The sequence below is a fragment of the Bacillota bacterium genome (assembly GCA_030705925.1).
GTDB lineage: Bacteria > Bacillota > Clostridia > Oscillospirales > Feifaniaceae > JAUZPM01.
The window spans coordinates 1-4972 of the sequence record JAUZPM010000103.1; the positions used below are offsets into that span (position 1 = coordinate 1).

At 46.9% G+C, this 4972-nt stretch carries 8 protein-coding genes; all 8 read left to right on the forward strand.

Annotated features, from left to right (window positions below; genetic code table 11):
- On the forward strand, positions 1 to 445 hold a 445-nt coding region (locus Q8865_10930; protein MDP4153931.1), incomplete at its 5' end, for an ATP-binding protein.
- The gene (locus tag Q8865_10935) at positions 414 to 1730 is read left to right on the forward strand and encodes a [Fe-Fe] hydrogenase large subunit C-terminal domain-containing protein (GenBank protein ID MDP4153932.1); all 1317 of its coding nucleotides are present in this window, start codon (positions 414 to 416) and stop codon (positions 1728 to 1730) included. The genes Q8865_10930 and Q8865_10935, both read left to right, overlap by 32 nt.
- Positions 1727 to 2062 (forward strand): DRTGG domain-containing protein, encoded by a 336-nt coding sequence (locus Q8865_10940; protein MDP4153933.1) that lies wholly within the window; start codon positions 1727 to 1729, stop codon positions 2060 to 2062. The genes Q8865_10935 and Q8865_10940 overlap by 4 nt, the downstream gene beginning before the upstream one ends.
- A gap of 28 nt (positions 2063 to 2090) precedes the next feature.
- The gene (locus tag Q8865_10945; protein ID MDP4153934.1) at positions 2091 to 2807 is read left to right on the forward strand and encodes a PHP domain-containing protein; all 717 of its coding nucleotides are present in this window, start codon (positions 2091 to 2093) and stop codon (positions 2805 to 2807) included.
- Between the two features lie 180 nt (positions 2808 to 2987).
- Complete coding sequence (locus Q8865_10950) at positions 2988 to 3497, forward strand: NAD(P)H-dependent oxidoreductase subunit E (protein ID MDP4153935.1); 510 nt, start codon at positions 2988 to 2990, stop codon at positions 3495 to 3497.
- The gene (locus Q8865_10955; GenBank protein ID MDP4153936.1) at positions 3494 to 4048 is read left to right on the forward strand and encodes an ATP-binding protein; all 555 of its coding nucleotides are present in this window, start codon (positions 3494 to 3496) and stop codon (positions 4046 to 4048) included. Before Q8865_10950 ends, Q8865_10955 begins: the two co-directional genes overlap by 4 nt.
- Before the next feature lie 24 nt (positions 4049 to 4072).
- The gene (locus tag Q8865_10960) at positions 4073 to 4441 is read left to right on the forward strand and encodes a (2Fe-2S) ferredoxin domain-containing protein (protein MDP4153937.1); all 369 of its coding nucleotides are present in this window, start codon (positions 4073 to 4075) and stop codon (positions 4439 to 4441) included.
- A 13-nt stretch (positions 4442 to 4454) separates the two neighbouring features.
- The coding region (locus Q8865_10965) for an NAD(P)H-dependent oxidoreductase subunit E (protein ID MDP4153938.1) at positions 4455 to 4972 on the forward strand (518 nt) is incomplete at its 3' end.

The following is a 4972-nucleotide window of genomic DNA, read 5'->3' on the forward strand; positions in this document are numbered from 1 at the left end:
AGACGGTGACGACTTTGTCTTAGCGGGTGAGGCTTCGAGCGCCGTTAAACGGGTACTTAAAAAAGCAGGCTTTAAACCAGACATAATACGCAGGGTCTCCGTTGCGATGTACGAGGGCGAAATAAATATGGTCATCCACGCAAAAGGCGGCTTTGCAGACGTCGAGATCACAGCATCAAGGATCAAAATGGTGTTAAAAGACAACGGTCCCGGCATAGCCGATGTGTCGCTTGCTATGAAAGAGGGCTGGTCGACTGCCTCTGAAAGTGTACGCGCTCTAGGTTTCGGCGCAGGAATGGGACTTCCCAACATGAAGAAATATACAGATGAAATGATTATAGATACAGAGGTCGGAAAAGGTACGACCGTTACTATGGTCGTGAACGTTCCGCCGGATGAGGGGAGCAAAGACGATGGAGAAAATACCGCATTCAGTACGACTTGACGTTGACAAATGCAAGGGCTGCACAAACTGCATTAAACACTGTCCGACCGAGGCGATTCGAGTGCGAGGCGGGAAGGCTCGAATCATTGACGATCGCTGCATCGACTGCGGCGAATGTATACGCGTCTGCCCCCATCACGCAAAACGGGCTGTCTACGATAAGCTTGCTGATATAATCGGAAAATACAAATGGCTCGTTGCTCTGCCTGCTCCGTCGCTGTGGGGTCAGTTCAACAACCTCGACGATATGGATTATGTCATCGAAGGTCTTAAAAAGATCGGTTTTAACGATGTTTACGAGGTGTCAAAAGCCGCAGAGATCGTTTCGGACTACACCCGTATGCTTTTAAATAAACGCAAACTCAAAAAGCCCGTCATAAGCTCAGCCTGTCCGGCTGTCGTAAAGCTTATATCGGTGCGTTTTCCATCTCTTATCGAAAATGTGCTGCCGATCTTGGCGCCAGTTGAGCTTGCCGCAAAACTCGCACGCCGCGAGGCTGTAAAGGGGACGGGCTTTAAGCCAACGGAAATAGGCTGTGTATTCATATCTCCCTGCCCGGCAAAGGTGACTGCGGCTAAAAACCCGATGTTCACTGCAGACAGTAATATTGATGCTACTGTTTCAATGGGCGAGATATACTTAAAGCTTGTCGGCGAAATGAAACGCAGCGATCTGGAAGACGAACTGTCCGAAACGGGGCGCATTGGACTAAGCTGGGGCGCAAGCGGGGGCGAGGCTGCCGCTGTTCTGAAGGACAAATACCTTGCCGCGGACGGGATAAAAAACGTTATCCGTGTGCTTGAAGAGATCGAAAACGACAAGCTTGATGATATGGATTTTATCGAGCTAAACGCCTGCACAGGCGGCTGTGTTGGAGGCGTGCTTACAATAGAAAATCCGTTTGTTGCAAAAACAAGACTATATAATCTTAGAAAATACCTTCCTGTCGCAAAAAACGTCTATAATTTCGACGTTGTCGGCACGCTTGACGCAGACAGAAAATATAGAGCCGGAAGCTCTATGCGCTTAAACGGCGACGTTAACACCGCTCTGCATATGGTGAACCAGATCGCGGAGGTGCAAAACCATCTGCCGGGGCTGGACTGCGGCTCATGCGGGGCTCCGACTTGCCGCGCGCTTGCGGAGGACGTTGTAGGCGGTTTCGCTCAGGAAAGCGACTGTGTTTTCAAATTGCGTGAAAAGATCGCTGGGCTTTATAACGAAGTTTTTGGCGGCGAACGGTATCATAACATCAAAGAAAATGAAGGCAGTGATAAAAAATGACCGTCAGAGACGTTGCAAACGCGCTCGACTGTGAAGTAGTTACAGGCGGCACGGGGCTTGAACGAGAGGTCGAAAGCGGATATGTCTGCGACCTTTTAAGCTATGTTATCTCACGCGCCGGAAAAGGTGCAGCATGGATCACTATGATGTCTAACATCAATGTTGTCGCAGTTGGACTGCTTGCGGACGTATCCTGTATCATAATTACAGACGGCAATGAGCTTGACACATCATCCAAGGCAAAAGCGGATTCCGAGGACGTGCCTGTCCTTTTATCAAAGAAAACCACTTTTGAAACGGCGGCAGGTCTTGCGAAGATCCTCGGAGTGTAAAATATACTAATTCAAAAGGTGAGGGCAGATGGATATTTACTACGATTTTCACATACATTCGGCGCTCTCTCCCTGCGGAAGTTTAGACATGACCCCGAACAACATTATAAATATGGCATCGCTCAAAGGGCTTGACGTAATTGCGCTGACCGATCACAATGCCTGCGGCAACTGTGCCGCGGTAATGGAACTTGGAAGACGTGCCGGGCTTATCGTTCTTCCCGGAATGGAGCTCTGCACGGCGGAAGAGGCACATGTGCTCTGCCTTTTTCCCAAACTTGATAATGCTCTTGAATTCGATAAATACGTAAAAGAGCATATCATAAAGGTAAAAAACAAGCCCGATGTGTTCGGACAGCAGTGCTTCATGGATGAAAACGACGAAATAACAGGCTATGAGGAATATCTTCTGCTTACAGCGACGTCCATCAGCATTGACAATGCCGCAAAGCTTGCCGGTGAGTACGGCGGAGTTGCGATTCCGTCCCATATAGACAGGCCGGCATACAGCGTAATATCCAGTCTTGGCTTCATTGCCCCGGAAATGGGATTTCACACGCTTGAACTTTCATGCGGCACTTCAAAGGAAGACACCGTAAATAAATATCCTTATTTAAATAAAGGGTATAGATTCATCCGCGATTCGGACGCACATAGTCTTGAATTCATATCCGAAAGAGAAAACTGTATAGAAACAAATGGAAAAGAGCCTGAACAGATCATAAGCGCGCTTTCCATACTTTAAAAAATCTTGCATCAAATGTCGAAAAATGTTTGATTTTTAGCCCATACCAATGTATAATTTTTAATTGTGGTTTGCTGCCTTCGATTGTTAATTTCTTAACGATTGCCATATAATGTATAGTGAAAGCAGATCATATACAATGTAAATTCAATTTAAATATTGATAACAGGAGGAATTTAAATGAGTTCAAAAACTGCCACAATCCCGTTCACCGAAACGGCAGAGCAGGCGCAAAAGCTTCAGGATCTTATTGTGCGTTATAAAGACGTTCAAGGAAACCTGATGCCGGTCATGCAGCAGGCACAGGACATCTATGGCTATCTGCCGATAGAGGTTCAAAAAAGAATTGCAGACGGACTTGACGTTCCGCTTTCTGAGGTTTACGGGGTTTCGACATTTTACTCTCAGTTCAATCTTCAGCCGAAGGGCAAATACAAGATTGGTGTTTGCCTTGGCACAGCGTGCTATGTTAAAAATTCCGCTGAGGTATTTGAAAGAATTAAGATCGTCCTCGGGATAGACAACGGCTGCTGCACACCTGACGGCATGTTTTCACTTGACGCCACAAGATGTCTTGGCTGCTGCGGACTTGCACCTGTAATGATGATCAACGATGATGTTTACGGCAGACTTGTCCCTGAGGAAGTCGACAAGATTATAGACAAATACAAGAAATTGGAAGTTAAATGACAGAACTATCCCTCAACATTTTAGACATTGCCCAAAATTCCGTTAAAGCCAAAGCCTCAAGGATAGAAATTACAGTAGATGAGTATACGGCTCTCGACAGATTCACCATTGTTATTACAGACAATGGCTGCGGCATGAGTGAAGAGATGCAGAAAACGGTGCTTGACCCTTTTACCACTACCCGTAAGACACGTAAGATAGGTCTTGGGCTTCCGCTTTTCAAACAGGCGGCAGAGCAAACGGGCGGTCATCTTGAGCTTAAGTCAAAAGAGGGAGAGGGGACTGCGGTAACTGCCGTATTTTCTCACAGCAGTATCGACAGGATGCCTCTCGGCGACATTGCCGGAACTATAACGACCCTGATTCAGGGCAGTCCCGAAATCGAATACGTATTTTGTTACATTTATAACGGCCGCAGGTTCACGCTTTCAACGGTCGAGATCAGGAAAACCTTAGGGTCTGTCCCGATCGACAGCCCGGAAGTGCTGCTCTGGCTCTCGGAATATATAAATGAAAACATTGCCGCCATGCAAGGCGGCGGCGAATCTTAAATAAGTAATGGAAAGGTGATTGATATGAAGACTATTGAGGAGCTTGCAGCTATCAGAGATAAGATGAAAAGCTCTATCGATCTTCGCAGCGGAAGCGACGAAGGCAAACGTGTCGTTGTCGGCATGGCAACCTGCGGTATCGCCGCGGGCGCAAGACCAGTTCTTAATGCGATCGTTGAAGAAATAGCTAAAAGAGGTCTTAAAGACGTAACTGTTACCCAGACCGGCTGCATCGGCGTTTGCAGACTTGAGCCGATCGTTGAGGTATATGAGCACGGCAAGGAGAAGGTTACCTATGTAAAGGTCGACGCTCAGAAGGCGGTGCGCATCGTAAATGACCATCTTGTAAATAACAACGTTGTTACCGAATACACAATAGGAAACGCTAAATAAGGAGGAGTAAACAATGTATAGATCACACGTGCTTGTCTGCGGCGGTACAGGTTGTACCTCCTCCGGTTCGCGCGATATAATCGCAGCTTTTGAAAAAGAGATAAAAGCTGTAGGACTCGATCAGGAAGTAAAAGTTGTAATGACCGGCTGCTTCGGTCTCTGCTCGCTTGGTCCTGTCGTTATCGTTTATCCAGAAGGTTCTTTCTACAGCCGTGTTAAGGCTGACGACGTTAAAGAGATCGTTGACGAGCATCTGTTAAAAGGCAGAATCGTATCACGTCTTCTTTACAAAGAAACTGTTAAGGAAGATTCAATACTGTCTCTTGAAAAAACAAACTTCTATGCAAAACAGTTCAGAGTTGCTCTGCGCAACTGCGGCGTCATCAATCCTGAGAACATCGACGAGTACATAGCTACAGACGGTTATCTCGCTCTACAGAAGGTACTCACCGAAATGAAACCTGAAGAAGTCATTCAGATAATAAAAGATTCAGGGCTGCGTGGACGTGGCGGCGGCGGATTCCCGACAGG